Annotated in this window: 21 protein-coding genes; 9 read left to right on the top strand and 12 right to left on the bottom strand. The window is 38.5% G+C overall.

Translation table 11 applies throughout. The features are described 5' to 3' along the window. Positions 1-28: 28 nt before the first annotated feature. The 4 genes from NMS_RS10255 to NMS_RS10240 form a co-directional block, all read right to left on the bottom strand. The gene (locus NMS_RS10255) at positions 29-2704 is read right to left on the bottom strand and encodes a DNA gyrase/topoisomerase IV subunit A (RefSeq protein ID WP_041496621.1); all 2676 of its coding nucleotides are present in this window, start codon (positions 2702-2704) and stop codon (positions 29-31) included. Positions 2705-2717: 13 nt separating this feature from the next. Beyond that, positions 2718-3149: a hypothetical protein gene (locus NMS_RS10250; protein ID WP_041496620.1), complete on the bottom strand. Its 432-nt coding sequence runs from the start codon at positions 3147-3149 to the stop codon at positions 2718-2720. 99 nt (positions 3150-3248) lie between these two features. Continuing rightward, complete coding sequence (locus NMS_RS13850; RefSeq protein ID WP_148311375.1) at positions 3249-3449, bottom strand: GldL-related protein; 201 nt, start codon at positions 3447-3449, stop codon at positions 3249-3251. Positions 3450-3497: 48 nt separating this feature from the next. After that, the gene (locus NMS_RS10240; RefSeq protein ID WP_041496618.1) at positions 3498-5363 is read right to left on the bottom strand and encodes a DNA topoisomerase IV subunit B; all 1866 of its coding nucleotides are present in this window, start codon (positions 5361-5363) and stop codon (positions 3498-3500) included. A 164-nt stretch (positions 5364-5527) separates the two neighbouring features. On the opposite strand from NMS_RS10240, the gene NMS_RS10235 reads away from it, so the two are divergent. Both NMS_RS10235 and NMS_RS10230 read left to right on the top strand, forming a co-directional pair. Further along, positions 5528-6055 carry a SixA phosphatase family protein gene (locus tag NMS_RS10235; RefSeq protein WP_041496617.1) on the top strand — a complete coding sequence of 176 codons (528 nt, stop codon included), beginning with the start codon at positions 5528-5530 and terminating at the stop codon, positions 6053-6055. Further along, a complete protein-coding gene (locus NMS_RS10230) occupies positions 6055-6279 on the top strand; it encodes a VF530 family protein (RefSeq protein WP_041496616.1) in 225 nt (74 codons plus the stop codon). Before NMS_RS10235 ends, NMS_RS10230 begins: the two co-directional genes overlap by 1 nt. Before the next feature lie 16 nt (positions 6280-6295). Here the strand turns inward: NMS_RS10230 and NMS_RS10225 are convergent, their stop codons facing one another. Further along, the gene (locus NMS_RS10225; protein WP_052476904.1) at positions 6296-6964 is read right to left on the bottom strand and encodes a transmembrane-type terpene cyclase; all 669 of its coding nucleotides are present in this window, start codon (positions 6962-6964) and stop codon (positions 6296-6298) included. A gap of 45 nt (positions 6965-7009) precedes the next feature. Continuing rightward, positions 7010-7921 carry a diacylglycerol/lipid kinase family protein gene (locus NMS_RS10220; RefSeq protein WP_041496615.1) on the bottom strand — a complete coding sequence of 304 codons (912 nt, stop codon included), beginning with the start codon at positions 7919-7921 and terminating at the stop codon, positions 7010-7012. A gap of 46 nt (positions 7922-7967) precedes the next feature. On the opposite strand from NMS_RS10220, the gene NMS_RS10215 reads away from it, so the two are divergent. The 3 genes from NMS_RS10215 (at position 7968) to NMS_RS10205 (ending at position 12582) form a co-directional block, all read left to right on the top strand. Further along, positions 7968-8927 (top strand): App1 family protein, encoded by a 960-nt coding sequence (locus NMS_RS10215; RefSeq protein ID WP_041496614.1) that lies wholly within the window; start codon positions 7968-7970, stop codon positions 8925-8927. Positions 8928-9117: 190 nt separating this feature from the next. After that, on the top strand, positions 9118-12144 hold the full coding sequence (locus NMS_RS10210; protein ID WP_158448995.1) for a histidine kinase dimerization/phosphoacceptor domain -containing protein: 3027 nt from the start codon (positions 9118-9120) through the stop codon (positions 12142-12144). A gap of 81 nt (positions 12145-12225) precedes the next feature. Beyond that, positions 12226-12582, top strand: a complete 357-nt coding sequence (locus NMS_RS10205; RefSeq protein WP_041496612.1) for a hypothetical protein — start codon at positions 12226-12228, stop codon at positions 12580-12582. Between the two features lie 760 nt (positions 12583-13342). Here NMS_RS10205 and NMS_RS10195 read toward each other — a convergent pair. The 5 genes from NMS_RS10195 to NMS_RS10170 all read right to left on the bottom strand — a co-directional run bounded on the left by NMS_RS10195 (position 13343) and on the right by NMS_RS10170 (position 17181). After that, on the bottom strand, positions 13343-13969 hold the full coding sequence (locus tag NMS_RS10195; protein ID WP_041496610.1) for a MarC family protein: 627 nt from the start codon (positions 13967-13969) through the stop codon (positions 13343-13345). Positions 13970-14258: 289 nt separating this feature from the next. Next, positions 14259-14813: a DUF427 domain-containing protein gene (locus NMS_RS10190; protein WP_070097872.1), complete on the bottom strand. Its 555-nt coding sequence runs from the start codon at positions 14811-14813 to the stop codon at positions 14259-14261. 280 nt (positions 14814-15093) lie between these two features. Then, positions 15094-15465 carry a DUF1905 domain-containing protein gene (locus NMS_RS13645; protein WP_394330694.1) on the bottom strand — a complete coding sequence of 124 codons (372 nt, stop codon included), beginning with the start codon at positions 15463-15465 and terminating at the stop codon, positions 15094-15096. Between the two features lie 568 nt (positions 15466-16033). After that, the gene (locus tag NMS_RS10175; protein WP_231862411.1) at positions 16034-16546 is read right to left on the bottom strand and encodes a fasciclin domain-containing protein; all 513 of its coding nucleotides are present in this window, start codon (positions 16544-16546) and stop codon (positions 16034-16036) included. A 254-nt stretch (positions 16547-16800) separates the two neighbouring features. Continuing rightward, positions 16801-17181: an Arm DNA-binding domain-containing protein gene (locus NMS_RS10170; protein WP_052476901.1), complete on the bottom strand. Its 381-nt coding sequence runs from the start codon at positions 17179-17181 to the stop codon at positions 16801-16803. Between the two features lie 783 nt (positions 17182-17964). On the opposite strand from NMS_RS10170, the gene NMS_RS10165 reads away from it, so the two are divergent. Genes NMS_RS10165 through NMS_RS10150 form a run of 4 tightly spaced genes read left to right on the top strand, consistent with a single transcriptional unit; the run spans position 17965 to position 19677 of the window. Then, positions 17965-18720, top strand: coding sequence for a hypothetical protein (locus tag NMS_RS10165; RefSeq protein WP_041496607.1), 756 nt, complete (start codon positions 17965-17967; stop codon positions 18718-18720). Position 18721: 1 nt separating this feature from the next. Next, positions 18722-19117, top strand: coding sequence for a DUF5675 family protein (locus NMS_RS10160; protein ID WP_041496606.1), 396 nt, complete (start codon positions 18722-18724; stop codon positions 19115-19117). Between the two features lie 12 nt (positions 19118-19129). Continuing rightward, positions 19130-19441 (top strand): hypothetical protein, encoded by a 312-nt coding sequence (locus tag NMS_RS10155; RefSeq protein ID WP_084217689.1) that lies wholly within the window; start codon positions 19130-19132, stop codon positions 19439-19441. A gap of 2 nt (positions 19442-19443) precedes the next feature. Further along, the gene (locus NMS_RS10150; protein ID WP_041496605.1) at positions 19444-19677 is read left to right on the top strand and encodes a hypothetical protein; all 234 of its coding nucleotides are present in this window, start codon (positions 19444-19446) and stop codon (positions 19675-19677) included. Between the two features lie 306 nt (positions 19678-19983). Here NMS_RS10150 and NMS_RS10145 read toward each other — a convergent pair whose 3' ends face one another. Next, positions 19984-20220 (bottom strand): DUF2188 domain-containing protein, encoded by a 237-nt coding sequence (locus tag NMS_RS10145; RefSeq protein WP_041496604.1) that lies wholly within the window; start codon positions 20218-20220, stop codon positions 19984-19986. Positions 20221-20421 lie beyond the last annotated feature (201 nt).

The following is a 20421-nucleotide window of genomic DNA, read 5'->3' as shown; positions in this document are numbered from 1 at the left end:
TTTATAATTTATTCGAGCTTCTTCTAAATTAGAACAGGCTTGCTTGTCCTTTGTCATCAATAGGTGAATCGTCATCAGTCTCATCACTGTCAGTAGTTAATTTAGAAGTCGTAGCCTCTGCTGGGCCTGTAGTTTTCTCGTCTTCCTCTTCTTCTACCACCTCAACTTCTTCTACATCTGGCTCCACATAAGGCAACGGGTCTAGAAGATTGATTTGCTTGACCTTCTCTTTAGTCAACATGTTACCTTGTGCTGCAATTCCCTTGATAGCAATGAACTCTTCCAGTTCAACCTCCTCATTAGGTGGTTGTTCTTTACCTCTGGGTTTAGAATATACAATCTCTGCTACCGGACGATGAGAAGTGGATACAATCTCTAAATAGGACTTATCATGGTCTGATATGAAGGACTCTTCTTTGTCTTCATTTTCAATTAAGAATCGCTTCACATAAAACAACTCCTTCTCGCCATTAAAGTAAATAGCGCTAATGGGTTTATTAGGAATCCATTTCTCAAGTACTACCATATCGTCATCAAACCGAGAAGTAACTTCAGGTATGACCGTTTTTGCGTCTCCTTTTTGGTTTATAATTAGGAGTCGATCTTCACCTTTAAACTCCCCTAGCAAATCACCGCGACCGTCTACATTCAAGCGCCTTACCGTTTCATCAAACCATATTTTACGTGGCTTCAACGTACTCACACCTTCTTCTTTGAGCTCTACTTTCTTGATGTTGTACTTAGTTACTAGATTTCCTTTAGAGGATCTTCCTTTGATCAATATATCTGAAAAGTCTAAATCCCATTTTAACTTCTTGATACTTCCTTGTTGACGAAGGTTGATCGTAACAATCTCTGCTTCCCCATTAGGATTAGCACTGAAATAATGGACGCTGGTTCCTGCGGTTCCATAACCTATATTGTATTCCTTATCTCGAGTCATGCTGGTTACTGCAAAGCGTTTCACATAACTTGGCCCAGTTTTACCGTCCTTATAGATAAGGTTATAGATGGTACGCTTATCTTTTTTCTTCCAGATCGCCACATGCAAGATGCCTTTACCCACGAAAGTCTTGGCGTCTACCTTAGTGACCATCATAGTTCCACTTTTCGTGAAAACGATAATATCATCGATATCAGCACAGTCGCCCACATATTCATCACGCTTCAAACTGGTACCTACAAAACCTTCTTCCCTGTTTACATAGAGTTTAGTATTTCTGATCACCACCTTGCTAGCCACAATATCATCAAAAGCTTTGAGCTCAGTCATGCGTTCGCGGCCTTTACCGTAGTCTTTTTGTAATTTCTGAAAATAGGCTATGGTAAAATCAATCAGGTTTTCCAGATTCTTTTTAAGCTCTGCAATTCGATCTTCTAAAGCCTCGATTTTTTGCTGCGCCTTGTCTATGTCAAATTTGGAAATCCTTTTAATTCTAATTTCTGTCAAACGAACGATATCGTCCACTGTAACAGCACGTTTCAAATGAGTAATGTGAGGTTTCAAGCCTTTATCTATGGCATTGATCACTCCATCCCAAGTTTCTTCCTCCTCAATATCCCGATAGATGCGATTTTCAATGAAGATGCGCTCCAAGGAGGCAAAGTGCCACTGCTCTTCTACTTCATCGAGCTGGATTTGAAGCTCCTGACGTATAATTTCTACTGTGTGATCTGTACTGCGACGCAGCATTTCAGTCACTCCAACAAATAATGGCTTGTTATCTTCAATCACGCAACCTAGCGGAGAAACACTGACTTCACAATTTGTGAAAGCATAAAGAGCATCCATGGTTTTATCTGGCGATAATCCTGGTGGCAAGTGAATTTGGATTTCTACCTCTGCAGCAGTGTTATCTTCGATTTTTTTGATTTTAATCTTGCCTTTTTCATTGGCTTTCAAGATTGAATCAATCAACGAACTGGTAGTTGTAGAAAACGGAATTTCCGTTATGAGAATGGTATTTTTGTCAGGAGAATGCATTTTTGCCCGCACGCGTACCTTACCTCCACGCATTCCATCGTTATAACCAGAAATATCTGCTTCACCGCCAGTTGGGAAATCTGGATATAATTTGAAACGTTTGCCTTGTAGATGCTTGATGCTAGCATCAATAATTTCATTGAAGTTATGTGGTAGTATTTTAGTACTTAAGCCAACGGCAATTCCCTCGGCGCCTTGTGTTAGAAGCAATGGGAATTTAACAGGTAAGTTGATAGGTTCTTTACGTCGCCCGTCATAACTAGATTGCCATTCTGTTATCTTAGGATTGAAGAGAACTTCCAGTGCAAATTTAGATAGTCGAGCTTCAATATATCTTGAGGCCGCAGCTGGATCACCGGTGAGAATATTTCCCCAGTTACCCTGCATGTCAATCAATAGATCCTTTTGACCTATTTGAACCATAGCATCACCAATGGAAGCATCACCATGCGGATGGTACTGCATGGTGTGGCCCACAATATTAGCCACCTTGTTGTAACGACCATCATCCAAATCCTTCATGGACTGCATGATACGGCGTTGAACGGGTTTAAAACCATCCTCAATCGCAGGCACGGCACGCTCTAGAATTACGTAACTGGCGTAATCCAGAAACCATTCCTTATACATGCCCGTGACCCGGGTGATGGTCTCGGTAGCTTGTTCTTCAAAGCCGTCGTCTAAGTTTTCTAGTTCTTCGTTTTCGTTGTCTTCACTCATGCTGCTTTAAAATCTATCTGGTTTTAACTTCCTTTTCGGTGAAATTGGCGGTGATTGAAGGGTTTATTTCTCTTAACATCATCAATAATTCTGTAGCTCTTATGTTTTCTTTTACTTCGCTAAGATTTCGCTGTTTACCATTGTGCAAAACTAGATAAAATAACGAGCGGTCTACTGAACCTTGTCTGACCTGTTTTATGTCCGCAATAGCGAACTGATTTTTGTATGTTTTTTTAATCAACGCCCAACCGATTGCAAATAGACATAAAATTAATAGAGCACATGTCAAAACTGTAAACGCATCAGATTCTTGATCCCGATTACTTATGATGGTAAGGATTAAGCTCACGGCCGTAAAGCTCAAAGCTATATAGGGCATTGCTAATATAGACGAGCTAGAGTCAGTCAATACTAAATATTCATCCTTTATTTTATAGTGTTTCATTCAGCAACTTTAACTTCCAAACTGTTCTCGACTGCGCTCGAACTGACATTTGTACTATTTGAGATAAATAAAATCTTATAATAGAAAAGTTCCTGTTCATTATTTTTTATACCCATTCAAAAACTTAGTGATGAATGACACCAATGCAACAACTTTTAGAGTTAGACCAGTCGCCAAAATCGTATTACCATTTACCCATGCTCCTTCGCCAAAACCCCAATGCAAGATTTTGAACAATGCGCCTACGATAATTAAAAAGACGCCAACTGCTAAAATGATAATGATAGTCTTATTTTTCAAAGCTTTATCTCCTTTATTTTGTGTCTTTTATTTTATTCAAGTATAGGATTACAAAGGCAAACCTTCTTCCACCACATCCAATTCCACCTTCAAATTATCAATAATAAACTCCTGACGGTCTGGGGTGTTTTTACCCATATAGAAACTCAACAGTTCTTCTATACTCATGTTGTCGTCCAGCATGATAGGGTCCAACCTGATGTTATCACCTATGAAGTGTTGGAATTCGTCAGGACTGATCTCACCTAATCCTTTAAATCGGGTGATCTCTGGATTTTTACCTAGAGTTGCTAGGGCTTCCGCTCGCTCCTCTGGAGTGTAACAGTATTTAGTTTCCTTCTTATTACGTACTCTGAAAAGTGGAGTTTGTAAGATGTACAAATGTCCTTTTTTAATCAATTCTGGGAAGAATTGAAGGAAGAATGTGATCAGTAACAATCGTATGTGCATTCCATCCACATCCGCATCAGTTGCGATCACGATTTTATTGTACCGCAAGTCTTCCATGCTGTCCTCAATATTCAGCGCCGCTTGCAGCAAGTTGAATTCCTCGTTTTCATAAACAATTTTCTTGCTCATGTTATAGGAATTTAATGGCTTACCTCGCAATGAAAACACCGCCTGGGTATTCACATTCCGTGATTTTGTAATCGATCCACTGGCCGAGTCACCCTCGGTAATGAATAAGGTACTTTCTAGATAATTGTCTTTTTTGTTATCAGTCAAATGCACCCGGCAGTCACGTAATTTCTTGTTGTGAAGGCTGGCTTTTTTCGCTCGGTCCTTCGCGAGCTTACGTATACCACTCAGCTCCTTACGCTCCCGTTCCGCTTGAATGATTTTGCGTTGTAACGCATCTGCAGTTTCTGGGTTTTTATGCAAATAATTATCCAGATGCGTTTTGACAAAATCGTTAATAAAAGTACGCACGGTGGGCAGATCGCCGCCCATGTCTGTAGATCCTAATTTAGTTTTTGTCTGTGATTCAAATACTGGTTCCATCACCTTTATGGCGATGGCACTGACAATAGACTTGCGCACATCACTCGCTTCGTAATTTTTGTTGTAATATTCTCGTATGGTTTTCACTACGGCTTCTCTAAAAGCCGCTTGATGCGTACCTCCTTGAGTCGTATTCTGACCATTAGCAAACGAGTGGTATTCTTCAGAATACTGGGTCTTGCTATGTGTCATCGCAATCTCAATATCCTCAGCGCGCAAATGAATAATAGGATACAATCGATCCGATTCATTGATATTTTCACTCAGTAAGTCTTTCAACCCGTTTTCAGAAAAGAACTTCTCTCCATTGAAAACAATAGTTAATCCTGGATTGAGAAATACATAATATTTAAGCATACGCGCCACATACTCTGGGCGGTATTTGTAGTTCTTAAAAATATCCTCGTCGGGAACAAAGGTTATTTTAGTTCCTTTTCTTCGGCTGGTCTCGTCTAGATGTTCCTCATTAGTCAACTCGCCTCGCTCAAATTCTGCACTCGCACTTTTATTATCACGAGTGGATTCTACCCTAAAATAGCTGGAAAGTGCATTCACCGCCTTAGTACCTACCCCATTCAGTCCCACAGATTTCTTGAAGGCGCGGCTGTCATATTTCCCTCCAGTATTCATTTTAGAAACGACGTCTACCACTTTTCCTAGTGGGATCCCACGACCATAATCGCGCACAATAACACGTTCTGTCTGTATGGAAACCTCGATTGTTTTACCAGTTCCCATAACAAATTCATCGATGGAATTATCGATGACTTCCTTCAGTAAGATGTAGATTCCGTCATCAGCACTGGAGCCATCGCCCAGCTTCCCAATGTACATTCCAGGACGCATCCTGATATGTTCCTTCCAGTCCAGGGACCGTATATTGTCCTCCGTATATTTAGTTTCCTCGCTCATAGGCTTCCATGTGTACTAGCTTGAAATATAGGAAAGGTTGAGGTGAGTTCGCTTTCGCGAAAGCGAAATTAATCAACACAATTCTTCACAATATTGTGGATAAAACTGCGATTTACAAAATCCTGCACCCGATTGCTTATTTTTACAAGAATTGAAGAACTACCATGAGAAAACTAATGTACCTACTTTGTTTTGCGATCATTTCCTGCAACAACTCCACATCACAATCTGACGCAGAAACTGATGAAAGCGTGACCACTTTCTATTTTATACGTCATGCAGAAAAGAAAACCAATCAAGGGTCAAATCCAGACTTAACAGCCCAAGGACAACAGCGTGCAAATCAATGGGTTAATTATTTCTTCTTAAAAGATGTGGACGCCGTATTGTCCTCAGACACCAATCGCACTCTGCAAACTGCTACACCGCTGGCGAAAGCTAAAAAATTAGATACAGAAATTTATGATGTGAGCCAGGTCAATGGTAAATCATTGTTAGAGCAGTATCGCGGTAAAACGGTAGTGCTTTTCGGTCATAGCAATACCATCAATAAATACGCTAATGATTTGCAACAAGATCAAGTTTATGGTGAGCTAGATGATGCTGATTTCGATCATTTTTTCATTGTGAAAGTGGATGATAATGGAAATTCCAATGCGGTAAAAGAAACTATGGAATTAGAGGTCGACTGATGGAAACGCAACCTAATAATCCCTTACACGGCGTTAAACTTGCTGACATGGTAGAACGACTTGTGGAACATTACGGCTGGCATGATCTGGGTGGAAAAATTAGGATCAATGCTTTTAATACAAATCCAACTATAAAATCCAGTCTTAAATTTTTACGCCGCACGCCTTGGGCTCGTGAAAAAGTCGAGCAGTTGTATCTAGAGACTTTTCATAGGTCTACTTAGCAATCGATTCGTCTTGCTAGACTACCGCTTTATGGGACGCTTTGGCTCGTTTAAGAAGGAAAATGTAAGCCAAATCCAAGATTAAGATAAGAATACCAGTATACAGTATTAAGGGCTTGACGCCTCCTATCCTATTGATCCCTACGACACCTATGGCGATGGTAATAAATACCGTTCCTAAACATTTACACACCGCAATAAACATATTTTGACCTTTAGTTCCTGGTCGACGTATGAGCATTCTAATAAACAGTAGGGACATCAATATATTGATGGCAAATCCAGCATAAACTGCAGATACTGCGAGATCAAAATGCATCCCAATCACTGCATATCCCACAACACAAAGCGTTAGAAATGCGATGCTGTAGCCATAAAATTGAATCTTAGGAAGTTTCAATTCATTTCCATATTTGAAATATGTCACTAAGATCAAGGTATCAAAACTGAGCCATAATAAATTAATAGAAGTTGTAACATCAAGTCCCTCAGAAAGGTACCCTTGAATCGTATAATAGAATTCCCAACCAAAATTCAGACATAAGGCTACAAAAGGTACGGCATACGTTTTTTGTTTGAACCCAACCCGTACACATTCTATATAAGTAGCTGTCCAGAACAAGCCTTGTGTGATAAACAAGGCCAATTTAAGTTCGTATGGATAATTGGAAATTAAAAATAACATATACGCCTCATTGCAAGTAGATCGGCAAAAATAGGAAGATAGACCTTAACAGATTGATGATTGTTTGTCACTAGAGGTTTTAGGAACGGCTATACATATGTTTTTAGGCAGAATGCTAATACTAACCTTTTGTACATAATCGCAAAATTCTCCGTCAATCTGTAAGCTAACGCCACGCTCTGAGCTTACTTGGGCTTCCTTAGTTTTAATTACCTCTACAAATTCTGAGTCTAGGTCTATTTTGCCCATGATGGTTTTAAGTACATTGATGGTATCCAAATTCTTAAAAATCAATATTTCAAAAAAACCATCATCAACGACGCCGTCCGGGTTGATCGTTACTCCAGTACCAAACTTTTTACTGTTAGCAAATGCAACCATCACCGCATTAAACTCTTTGACCTGCTCGTTTGCTCGTACGGTAAAATTCATAGGCATATCGCTTTTAAAAAGCGTGGGCAGGACATTCATCGCATACCCAAAATGTCCACGTATATTGGTTTCACTATAATTCTTAATCAGCTCTGCATTCAATCCCATATCACTTATATGCAGCCCTAAATGGTCGTTGATTTTTAAAGTATCTATATATCGTGTATTTGTATTTATCGCAACGGCAATTGCCTCTTCAATATCAGTTGGGAGATCAAGGTCCGTAGCCAGACCGTTTGAAGACCCTAATGGAACCACGCCTATAATAGTTTGATTATCCACTAAAGGGACGACTAATTTTACAGTTCCATCGCCACCCATCACCACAATGCGGGATATTTTAGACTCCTTCAGGAGCTTCTTAATTGCAGTATCATCGTCTTTGCCTGTAGTATGGTAAACTTCCAGTGCGTAGGAGCTTTGGTATCTTGTTTTGGCTTTATTTAGGTATTGAGTTTTGTCAATACCTCCCGAAACGGGATTCACAACGATTAAAATTTTATCTTTAGATAGCTTCTTGCTCATGCCTTTTGTTCCTATATTCGAAAATAGATGTTAGGTTCAAAAGTGGATGAAATTAAAACTTAAAATTTATCGAGGTTTTGCAAGTGATAAAAAGCTTTATATAAGTGGCCATGTTTTCAAAAAAAACGACCCATCTTACTATAGTGTAGAAAGCGGTTGGTTCAAAAGCATCTATTACATGTGGCGTACATTCAGTATTAAAACTATTGAAAACATTGACCTCACTCTTCAATTTAAAGGTCTAGAGTCCACAGCTGTTTCAAATGAAAATGGCTTTTTCAAATTTGAGCTTTCACATGATTTAGATATTCCTGATGGATGGCATGGGTTTACAGTAAGCCTCAATCATTTCAACAAATCAATTGAAGCAACAGGCGAATTAGTTAAAGCAGCACCAGGACCCGGCATCATATCTGACATAGACGATACGTTTTTGATCTCGCACTCCTCCAGTATTTTAAGGAAAATCTATATATTACTTACACGCAATATCAACAGGCGTAAATTTTTTGTAGGTGTTTTAAAGCATTACCAATTGCTGGCGCAAGTAGAACGGCCAGTATCGCAACCCGCATTGTTTTTTTATGTATCCAGCAGTGAGTGGAACTTGTACAATTTTATAGAGAAGTTTACAATTCTCCACGGTTTTCCTAAAGCCGTCTTATTTTTAAAAACTATCAAAAGTGGGATATTTGACTTACTGTCTTCTGGCGGCGGGAATCACCAACATAAGCAAGATCGCATTGAATTTATCCTCAATTTTTATCCTGAACGCCAGTTCATCCTGCTAGGTGATGACACCCAACAGGATCCATTTATTTACACTTATATCGCAGAGCATTTTCCAAACCAACTGTTAGCAGTTTACATAAGACAAGTCAGCACTGATCCTAAAAGCCAAGTGAGTGACACATTGCGTATAGTAGAACAAAATGGCGTTCCGGTATGTTATTTCAAGAATAGCTCTGTTGCTATGAAACATTCTAAAGATATAGGGCTGGTGTAGGTTGCAGATAATTCTACCTAGATCCTAGTTGATGATTTCGCTTTCGCGAAAGCGAAATAAGGGTAAATAATAGACATATAGATTAATAGACCTTTTTTGCAAAATTCATTTAACCAATGAGAAGTGACTAGTTATAAGTTGAATGATGTTTTTTACATTTGGCTTTTTTGGAACTCATAAAACTGTTTTTTTGAAACACTTATTCTTTCTTCTATTTTTATATAGTTCCACATTATTTGCCCAGCAGGAAGGTTCCAAACTATTAAGTTCAAACAATTTTACCTCTAGAGAGGGATATTTAATATCTAAACCCTTTGATGCCAAATATGATAGTGACGGGTGGCTTTGGATTCTAGGAGAAAGCAGAGACTCTAACCCTTACCTTTTTAGCGATAAAGAGATTGTTATCCAGCGGTTTGACGGCGCTAATTTTTTTACTTTAAAAATTCCAAATACGTCAGATAAAGAAATTAAAGATGGCCTTTTTTTTAAGCATGAGAAAGGGCTGTATCTAAAATTATTCTATAAAGACTCCAAAGCACAGCTCTTTCATATAGATACTCAGACTTTGAAATTCTCACCTGTGAACGCTTATAATACCTTGAAAAAGGAATTTATCGTTTCTAAAGAATATCAGGTGGGTGATACAACAAGGTTGTTGATTACCTCAAAAAATAAATTATACAGTGCGGCAATTGATCACCTACAGCTGAAGTTCATAGACTCCATAGCTATTGACCAGCCTGTTGAACGACCTTTTCTTTCTAATGTTGTTTCTACAGATCAATTCTCCATCGTAAAATTAGTAGTCAACGAAGAGTTTTTACTGCTGGATTCTCAGGGTAAATTGATAAAAATACTGTCGGAAGGTGATTTTATCAGTAAGGATGGAAAGACTATTTATCCCAATGAGATTCAAAAATTCTTGAAAGTCAACGGTCAAGATTTCTATTATCTAGAGGGTTATGAAAATGTTTTTAAATACCAAAGCGGGAAGTTTAGTGAAGTGCCAAAAACAGATGAGTATAATCAATTAAATCGCGACCTTATTTTTAATGCCGATTTTACCAAAGCGTATACAATCAAAAAAGTAGGCGACTATAGTGAGTTTAAACTTTACGATTTTAATGATCTTAAACCTGAAGTCCTAGCAACAATTGACTTTAAGAATTTCTCTAAAATTGCCTATAGAAAATTAGGACAAGATCTGGTCGTACTCGATGGCGAAAAGTTATCAGTCTATATTTTTAACAACACTAGGTTTAAAACGTTTCTTAAGGGTAAAAGTGTGAGAGCTGTCCAACAGCTTCCTGACAGTACCTATATGGTCTCCACCGTGAATGAAGGGTTTTATGTGATAGATGTAGCATCTGATACAGCTCAAAAAGTAGATGTTTCATCTAATGGAAAAAAAATCTCCATCAATCAGGCTAGCGATATTTTTATTGAAAAAGACAAGATCATAACAGGGAACCAAAATAATTTATACACCCTAAATTCAAGTTTTGAGATTATAAAAAATCAAACGCTGAACATTCCTGCAGAGGAAATGATCAGAATTAAGGATACGATTTTTACGACCGGTCAAGGCGGTGTTATTTATAAATACAGTAATAATGAAAACAAATACGCTAAAATTCCAAATACCGGGAATTTACAGGTAAAAGAATTTGCCACTGATGGCAAAACCCTATATGCCACTACATCACTAGGTCTTTTTGAATATATAAATGGTATCGTCAAAATATATAGCTTTGAAAATGCGGCTGCTGAAAACTTGCTATCCATCCACTATTCAGATAGTTACGGTGTATTAGTATCTACAAAATTAGGTGAACTCTATAGGTTTAATACTACCACGAAAAAACTGGACTTTATTTATGACGATCAGTTCAATGCCGCTATTGTAGGCATGGTCGAAGATGACAATTATAATTTATGGCTTAATACGCATGCTGGTATTGTCTCATTTAACCTATCTACCAAAAAAATAGTGAGGTATGGTTTAAAAGAAGGACTTTACGAACTAAAAGGGAACCAGCACAGCTCTTATAAAGATTCACAAGGGAATATTTTTATGGGTAGTTCGAAAGGACTTAGTTTTTTCAATCTGAGAAATTTGAGCAAGAACAACAGTATTGATGTGCAACCAAAGTTTAGCTCCATATCATTTTTTAATAGTGAAGAAGATAGATGGGAAATGCATACTTCGCCTCAATTTTTGAAAACCACTGAAGAGATCGTTCTACCATCAGAATACAGAAGGTTTTCTGTCCATACATCAGTTTTTGAAAGCTTGAATCCTGAAAATGTAAATTATCGATTTAGGTTACTCAGTGAAGAAATTGAATCAGAGTGGTACGCAACTTATCCTGGTAAGGAATTGTTGTATGCAAACCTTGCACCTGGCAGGTACACTTTACAAATTGAAGCCTTAGACACTTCTAATAACAAATTAGGAGAAACTTTAGAACTCACTGTAATCTCTGAACAGGTATTTTATAAAACCTGGTGGTTCATTATTTTATTATTGCTTGCGGTCATAGGTATTTTGGTCTATTTGTTCCATCAATACCAAATTAAACAACGCTTATTTGCAAAAAATGAAATAGCATTAAATGAAGCCAGCGTGAAAAATAATATGATGTTAGAAATACATCACAGGATCAAAAATAATCTGCAAATCATTTCAGGTTTTTTAGAAATGCAAATGGCTGATAGCGACGATGAGTTTCTAAAAAGTGTCTTAGAAAATAGCCAAGGAAGGATAGAGTCCATAGCTGGCATTCACGATCTGCTCTACAACACTGAAAATGAAAACAACGTGGTAGTAAAAGAAAACGTAGAGCGTATAATTTCCTATTATAAAAAATTATTTTTATTTGATATTGAATATGACGTCGATATCGACTCTTCAATTATGAGTATTGATCAGATCACTCCTTTTTCCATTTTATTCAACGAGTTGATCAGTAACTCTAACAAACATGCATTTGAAAAAATTGAAAATCCCATAATTACCATACGTTTTCATAAAAAGGAAAATAGGTATGTTTTTGAATATTTTGACAACGGTAATTTCAAAATAGAAAGTACCAAAGCGAATACCATGGGAATGAAAATCGTGTCCATGATGAACAAACAGTTAAAAGGAACCTTAGAGATTGAAAAAGACAATCATTTTCATTTAACCATGTTTTTTCCAATCAATGGGTAGATTCAATAGATACATATTAGAACACGAAATAATAACCCAAGAGTTAGTAAAGTAAGCCATTCAAAAATTGGAATTTCGTGTATGTGGAGTGGCGAGACGAAATTCAAAAAAAACATCATCGCAGAAAGTCAAGAAACCATTAAGGATTTTCAGTTCAAAAACTATGGTTACGGGCTAGAATTTGGAAAGTATAAAGATCTCGAAAACCTTTTTCATGAAGGCGCCACAGGTGCCTGGAAAGCAACTTTGATCCGATTTCCTAAAGAAGCAGTATCCATGATAACCTTAACAAACACTGGAAAGTCCATACCCTCCAGTAAGACACGGCAAATGGCAGATGTCCTGTTTAACCTGCCCTCTACCGAAACTTTTCTTGTTACCGAGCCTTCTGCAATTGGGAATTACATTGGCGAAAACAACCTCTTAGGCACTTATTAAACTGATAGCAATTTTGCCTTCACCTTTGAGAAAGGAGACGACAAGATTTTCCATAAAAGAGATGGAAGGAATGATGTAGAACTAGAGCGGGAAGCCGATAATATATTTCACCAGAAATACGACCCAGCCTTCAAGCAGGAATTTACCACCAATTCTAAAGGTGGTATGCAAGTCACAGCCTATTATACAACCCACGCACCTTATTCTCTGACCAAAGTAAATGATCTGGAAAACGACTTTGATTTTAAAAAAATCGATGGTACTTATTACAACTCAGAAACAGACTCTAATATCTCTATGAAACATCTTGAAGGTGCGAATTACGAGATTAGCTATCGATCGGACAAGAACACAAAAGGTTTGTTGGTATCCAGTACCAAAATACTGGTCAATTCCTATAGTTTAAAATTTCATGAAGATGCGTTATTACTAAATGGTGAACGTATAAAAAAGGTTAGGTTTCATCGAAAAGACAAGTAGTCTGGTAAGAAGTCTGTCTTATTTAAAAGCTCTTATTGGAGTTCTTTAATTTATGTTTGTTTCGCTTTCGCGAAAGCGGGATTCTATTCAACTTATCGCATAAACATTGCTTGAATTTAGGTTCTTATCAACCAATTGAAATGAGCTGTTTCAACACCATTAAAACTGTTGCTTACATGCTGTCTCAAGATCATCGCTTCTTTTTTAGCCCATCATTGCAGATGTTATAAACGCTCAACACGAGGGTAGAAAAACTTTAAATATTGCTTACTTTCTAAAATTAGATTTGCCGCATAAGAGCTATTGCTGATGAGCTTATATATTCAATACCAATGGCAATAACGATAAAGCCAATGATTCTTGAGATTGCATTGATACCAGAAGCTCCTAAAAACTTTACGATATAGTGCGAACAGCGAAGCATTAAAAAGGTCGCCACACATACAGCAATGATGGCCGCTATAACGGTAAGTTTTTGCATCCATAAACCGTATTGTTCATACAATCCTATCAATAAGGAAATAGAACCAGGTCCCGCGAGCATTGGAATGGCAAGAGGCGTTAATGAGATCGCATCCCGTTGGTAGGCATCGTCCTTTACGCGCTGCTTATCCATTCCCTTATGTTTAGAAAATGATCCGGTTAGCAGAGCAAAGCCCGAAGTAGTTATAATCAATCCTCCCGCAATCCTTAACGAGTCAATGCCTATTCCAAAAAAGTGTAGGATGTATCTGCCTACAAAGAAGGCTATGATCAGAATGATTAAAACATTAATGGCGGTGAATAACGAAATTTTTGAACGCTCACTGCTAGAATGTTCTTGTGTTAGACCAACAAAAATAGGAAGAGTTCCCAGCGGGTTGATGACTGAAAATAAAGCCGCAAATACTAAAATAAATAATTCCATTTTTTGCTGTAAATGTGCATCAGCTTTGGAATTATTAAATTACCATGTGGTTAACTTTACATCATATTACCATGTTTGGTTTGGACAACTATTCGCAACACAAGCCTTTCTTTATTACCGCCATTCACGAAATGTGAAAGCCTCAAATTAGCAGGGTTTCTCCACTACATAAAACTTCTCTAGCGGTCCTTATAAGGAGACCTTAAATGGGCAGCAGAATGATCGTGTAAGGAAAATGATAAGTGGAGTTATCAAAAAAATGGCTGAAGGGTTTGATATCAGTATCTCATTACCAGTGGCCTGTCCCGCTGTCTCCTTTAAAAGGTCCAGTCAAGTCAGGTGTGATCCAGCCCGCATAAAACTCGCCTGGTTGGGCTTTTACTGGATATTCACCTACAAAACATTCCAGGTGTTGTGGGTAGAACGCTAAGTAGCCTTTTAACTCTTCAAATTCTTCAAACGGATTTGCATAAGACCAAGCGACAGGTTGGTTCTTTTTCTCCTTTAATACCAAGTAGGTTGCTTTACCCTTCCACTCGCAAAAGGAGCTTTTCCCGAGTATTGGTTCTAGCAAATCCAGCTGGACATCCTCCTGTGGGATGTAATAGGTAGGCGGGCTTGCTGTTTCTAACACTGCTAAGGCCTTCTGGGTATCTACAATTGTTTTGCCTTGATATTTGACAAGAACCTTTTTAGTCACTTTTTCAATCACAGGCGGACGTGGAAAGTCCCAAACAGAACGCTGACCTTCCTTGGGCTCAACAGCAAAAGGAGGTCTTCTACTACCTCTATTGCTCCAACCATCGCGGGCCGACTGTAACCTATCTTCGTTTTTGTTATTCATAGAGCTTTGATTTCAGTATTCGTTTGATTCTTTGGTCGTACGAAAACTTTAGAATTTTCAAGGTTTTTAAGTTAGTGAATGATACGTGTACTTATTGATAAGGTGCACCTTGCCCTCTTCAAATGAAGAAATTTATTCATCAAAACATGCTATTAAAAAACCGCATTTCAAATGCTGGCGCAGCATATAATTGCTTACCTTTTTTTTGGAAGAAGAGACGCGTTGCAAAAGCACGCTACGAAGGGTTATACATTGTGGGCGCTGGTATTTTCCCACTTCCTTATCTTCGTTTACTTTCAAGATTGTCAATGGCCTTGATTATTTTTTCCGCTTTTTGGTCGTCCGTTGCAACAGTCCAGATTTCATTTAGAATCTCTGTCTGTTCCATTTTGTCCAGTCGTTTAAAAATTTGCAATACTTGTGCATCCTTAAAGCATTCCAAAATTTCAGAATTATCATTCGTTCCGGTTTGATTTTCTAGATATAATGTCACAATTACGGTATCCCCTCCATCTTTATTTATCGCGTTTCTAATTTCTGAATTAACGGACATTTTTTTGTCAGAATTTTTTACTGGTCCCAAATTCTTACCCTTTATTTCATAACCATCTATTGTCCCTGAAACTTTTAAATCTCCCCATTTTCCTTTGATATTTTTTTGTATTGGGAATTATCAATTGATAAGTCCAAGCTCCATTTCCTGGAATATGTTGTAGGGTCAACTTTTCATTTTCAACGATGTAATTCATTTGTTTTACAATCTTTCAAGAGTGTTTAAATTTGAATTTTATTCGTTTTGTTTATGTTACTTCCAACGTTCCGGCTAGGAAACGTAAGGCTTTAGAATTGAGCACCTGTCCACTGAAACAGAAATTTGGTAAGTGAACAAACCTTTCTGAAAACCTTATCTGCCCAATATTTTCTTAGGTTTTGTTGTGCTTATTTTTTGTTTTCAATTTCTTTGTTTTCATTCTTAACTCGTGGTCCTAAGATATAGTTTGTTTCTCTTCCTATCCTATTACATATTGAACTTTTAACTCCTACGGAATTAGCTAAATTTTTTTTATCAAATTCTTTAATACAGGTTTTACAACTGTTCTTGTCGCCCAAAAAGTTTTCATTGGATTTTGAACAGGAGGTTAAGGTTTGAAGTGACAAATAACTTCATAAAAAAAGCTGCCTTTTACAAGACAGCTCTTCAACATAAAAACTAAACTACATTATGCAGGAAGTAGTACGGTATCTACCACGTGTATGACTCCGTTGGACTGGTTAACGTCTGCAATAGTAACTGTGGATGTACCACCCTTAGCATCTGTTAAGATCACTTTACCGCCTTTTAAGCTGGCCGTGAGTTTTTGGCCGTTGACTGTAGTAACTGTAAAAGAACCATTATTTTTATTGATCGCATCAATAATGTTTTTTGCACTGAAATTACCTGCCACGACATGGTACGTCAATACGCCTTGAAGTGCTGTTTTGTTCTCTGGCTTTAGCAAAGTCTCTACTGTGCCTGCTGGAAGTTTTTCAAAAGCTGCATTTGTAGGAGCAAAAACGGTAAAGGGACCTTCACCTTGTAAGGTGCTCACCAAGTCTGCCGCCTTAACTGCTGCGACTAGTGTCGTGTGGTCTTTAGAATTTACAGCGTTCTCCACAATGTTTTTAGAAGGATACATTGCTGCACCACCTACCATTACGGTTTTCTCATCATTCATCATCTTGTCACCTTCCATACTTTTTGTTGGTCCGCAGGAAACGAGGGTGATTGCCGCTCCAAGCATACTTATTCTTACTAGGTTCTTGAAATTCATTGTTGTTTGTTTTAAGGTTATCTATGCAAACAAACGCTTTATGCTTATTGCTGGTTTTGCTGTGGTGAGGCTTTGGTATTTATTTAACTTTCTAAGTTTAGGTCCTCGATCTTCATTTTGCTATTGAAAAACCGCTTGATCTACTTATGAGAAGTACAGTAATTTTTTGAAGTGCCTTATTTAAGTGAAATGATCATTTTTTCATTGTGATACTCAACTAAATCCAATAAACTATATTCTTGGCTATCTTGACCTAAATACCTTGACTTGATGGATTGAGGGCTTATGTGAGCCTTCTCTTTTACTAACTTGTCGAAAGTCTCGTAGATATTAATTTGAAACTGATCTAGGAATCGGTTGAGTTTTATGGACTCTTGACTACTCCCGGTGGCTTTAGATCTGGATTTGCTCCACCGGGCAACATCAACTTTTCTTTGCAAACTGATGTTTGATCGCTTACCATTTACAGTAATGCGTGCGATAATTGGAGCCATTCCATTTTGAACTCTGGAGGTTTCCAGCCAAAATAGCAGACTAAATACTAACCGTGATTTCATGGTTGTCGTCTTAAAAGTTATAGTTACTTCTAGACGAATGTCAAATCAACTATTTGAACAACAGGTTTTTATAACTTATCCAGTTAGCACTTTTCTTTTTTGAATTTGCTAACCGAATTGTTAACCGAATCGGTTGGTTTTCGATGATATGGGTTAAACTACCATTTTATCTAAAACCTTGTAAATCATAGCATTTGCTATGATTTGATAGACTGTGTAAGCCTCATTTGTCGGGATGACAGGATTTGAACGTCTGTCTTATCGCTATTGATAATGAGGTTGTTAAGAAGCCTAAACAATTGGTGCTAACCGAATTGCTAACCGAAACAGGTGCTATCAAATAGTATTATTTGTCACTCCGTCTACTGTTTAAAGATAAGAATTCGGGAGTTCTAATCCTATGCAAATAGGCATAAATACTATGAAACCTGTTGCAAATATTCCGTGATTGTTTCTTCCTTGATTCCACTGTATTCGGCGAATTCTTCTACGGTAATGAATTGGTGTGGTTGTTTATCAAAATGCTTTCTAATGTCATTCAATAGCTTCCTGCCATAGCGTTCGCTCCTGCCGGTGAGGCAGTGAACGTCTTTTGGAAATATGCAGGCTCTTAAAATCTTCATTGTTATACCCTATCCATACTTTATCCCTAAGGAATCTATACTTCATTAATACAAGAACAATTGGCAAAAATCGTGCTAATCGGCTGGGATGTAGGTTGCTATTTATTTCTCTAAGTAAATCTAACTTGATTTGTTCCGTAATCAAAAAAATCAATGAATTATGGCTAGGCAAACTGGTATTATTAAACTGAAAGGGACTCTAGGAGATATTTCTTTCTACAAAAGCGGCGATGGCCATCTGGCGCGCACCAAAGGTGGCGTAGATGCTTCTCGTATCGCAAATGATCCTGCGTTCCAGAGAACGCGAGAGAATGGATCTGAATTTGGACGTGCTGGAAACGGTGGCAAGGTGATTCGCAATGCGATTCGAGTGCTTTTGCAGAATGCAAAGGACAAACGAGTCGTTAGCCGACTCACAAAAAGTCTGGTGGCAGTTACCAAAACCGACGCAATTAATGAGCGTGGACTTAGAACGGTTCAGGATGGAGATATGAGTGTTCTTCAAGGTTTTGAATTCAACCTTAATGGGAAACTAGGGTCCACCTTGTTTGCTCCCTATGCAACCACATTAGATCGTGATACAGGAGATGTGGGATTGACCATGGCAGCTTTTTCACCTACGATTCGGATTGCGGCTCCTGGTGGGACGACCCACTTTAAGGTAACGACTGGTGCTGCAGAGCTGGACTTTATTAACGAGACCTCCACTTTTGAAAGTGCGGAAACTGCTATTCTTCCCTACAATGGTGCGGACACAGCTCCTATCAATCTTGCGGTTGCCCTTCCTGCAGGTTCTGAACTACCGATTCTTCAAGTTGTTGGGATCGAGTTTTACCAGGAAGTGAACGGACAGATGTATCCGCTTAAGAATGGTGCTTACAATGCGCTATCTGTAGCCACAGTAGATACCGTATAACATGGATCTTCTTCTGAAACGAAGCTATTTTGAAAAGGGCACCAATGGTGCTCTTTTTATTAATGGTGTCCTGATCTGCTTTATGATTGAACTGCCGTGGAAAGACAACAAAAAGGAAATCTCTTGTATTCCAGAAGGTAGTTATAACGTGATCCCGAGAGTGTCTAAACGTTTTGGGAATCATTTGCACGTTTCGGACGTCTACAACCGCAGTTTGATTTTGATTCATCCTGCAAATAATGCAGAAAAGGAACTGCGCGGCTGTCTGGCTCCGGTTTCTCAATTGATCGGAATTGGTCAAGGTTGGTCCTCTAAAGCGGCATTAACCAAGTTGCTGTCGCTCTGTCATCAAACTTATGACCTCAACCAAAAAGTTACACTCATCATAACATCCTAACATCTTAACATCATGAATATTATAGAACGTTACTCCAAACCTACACCGCGATTTTTTCGGATTCTGCGGAATATAGGAATCGCTCTCGCTACCGCTGGCGGTGCCGTAATTGCTGCACCAATTGCATTGCCCGCAACCATGGTCGCCATAGCGACCTATCTGACCGTTGCCGGTACCGTGGCCACAGCCGTTAGTCAAGCAGTGATCGCAGACGAGAAAGCTTTAGAAAACTCCAAAAATCTTGGAGCTGACCTCAACGATCGGCTGGCCAAAGAGGAAGAAGAAGCGACTAGGAAACAGTTTTTGAAAGACAAGACTTACTAGCTATGCCTGTAAAGTATCTATCGATCAAGGCAGGAACTTTGGGTGGTGCTATCGCAGCTGTTCTTCCGTCTTTCGATACTGACGATTTGATCACTTCGGTGGTGATGGCCGTTATTGGAGCGGTGATCAGTTTTTTAGTTTCACTACTACTAAAGATTTATTTGAAAGACAGGATTACTAGCAGGCTATTGCGAGGAAGGAATAAATCGCTTTCGCGAAAGCGAAAAAACAATTGACATTCGTACTTATTATAAAGACCTCCTGAGAAATCTTGAGGTCTTTTCTTTGCAGGGTGATTTGGCAGACCGCCAAGCCCAACTAAAATGACTTTTAAAAGAAAAACAAAAAAAAGAAAGCAAAAGGATTGAAGGCGTGGCGATGTTGTCAAGTTTTTTGGAAAAAATCGCACGCTTGAATGAACATTTGAAAAAAATAGAACTGCCCTTTGGCGTGCTATTTTTTTCAAAACCTGTGGCTTGAACTTTACTACATCATAGCGCTGGCCGAGGGAAGCCGACTACCTTTGTTTACTTTTTTTTATTCTATCCTTTACTGCTTTTCGGATCTTTAGAGCGTGGATAAGTACGTTCTTCCTGGATTTTACCATCAGTTTTATGAATTCTAAGGGACGCTCCTTCTCCTTTTTTCAAATGTGCAGAGCTCTCTTTAATTGCATCAGATTTTGTACCCTCAAAGGTTTCTGTTGCTCTCTGATTGCCTTCCTTTTTTAGTTGCCAGTTCTCCCCTTTTTTGGATAAATGATATTTGTCAAGGCTCATAATATTCAATTTTGTTTGTTACAATTTATGAATACTTTTAAGCAGGTAATCCAAAGGCGCGAGCCGCCTGCGAGATGAGCAAGGGTGCCGTGAGTGGGCACCTGGAAGCCAAGCCCCTATGCCCCTAAATCCCCAGAGAAGACTTTTTATTTTCGTGAGCTGACGCCAACGTTAATTTTTTAAGGCTGGAGGGTGCTCACG

The sequence above is a fragment of the Nonlabens marinus S1-08 genome, assembly GCF_000831385.1.
Classification (GTDB): domain Bacteria; phylum Bacteroidota; class Bacteroidia; order Flavobacteriales; family Flavobacteriaceae; genus Nonlabens; species Nonlabens marinus.
Note: the sequence above shows the minus strand (reverse complement) of the source record. Positions and strands in the feature narration are given on the sequence as shown.